At 63.9% G+C, this 670-nt stretch carries 1 pseudogene; it reads left to right on the forward strand.

From position 1 onward, the window contains the following. Positions 1 to 580, forward strand: a pseudogene (locus tag EN984_RS36740) (UPF0104 family protein); the annotation flags it as partial. Positions 581 to 670 lie beyond the last annotated feature (90 nt).

A 670-nucleotide genomic window follows, 5' to 3' on the forward strand; every position in this document is an offset into this window, starting at 1 on the left:
GGATGTCGGCGTGCTGGTGGCGGTCTGCTGGATCACCTTCGTGCTGTCGACGATTTTGGCCTCGGGCCTGGTTCTGGTGTTCGAGCCTGAGATACTCGACCGGTTTTCCGGCATCGCCCATCATGGCCTGTCGGAAGCGGCCGGCATCGCGATGCTGCTGCTCGTCGCCGCCTATGTCTTCGGCAGCTGGCTGCATCTGCGCCCGCTGAAGATCGCCAGCTTTCAGCTGCATTATCCGGCGCTGCCGATCGTCGCGCGGCAGTTGCTGATCGGCCCGATCGAGTTGCTGGCCGCCGCCGCGATCATCTTCTTTGCCCTGCCCGCAGCCCACAATCCCGGCTACTTCGTCATACTGGGCGTCTTCCTCGTCTCCTTCTCGATCGCGCAGATCTCGCACGCGCCGGGCGGGCTCGGCGTGTTCGAGGTGGTGTTTCTCGCCGGCCTGTCGGACATGGATCCGGTCGGCGTGCTGGCGGCGCTGCTGGTGTTCCGGCTGTTCTACCTGATCATCCCGCTGATTCTTGGCCTGGGTGTGGTGCTGTTCTTCGAACGCTCGCAGTTCAGCCGGACGGAGCCTTGAGGAGCGGGATTGGATCTGGAGGCCGCGCGCCGGCATCTGAAGTGCGGCGCCTGAAATCACCTGACGAAACGTGCCATTGAACCACAGAGC

It is taken from the genome of Mesorhizobium sp. M7A.F.Ca.CA.004.12.1.1 (assembly GCF_003997835.1).
Taxonomy (GTDB): Bacteria; Pseudomonadota; Alphaproteobacteria; order Rhizobiales; family Rhizobiaceae; genus Mesorhizobium.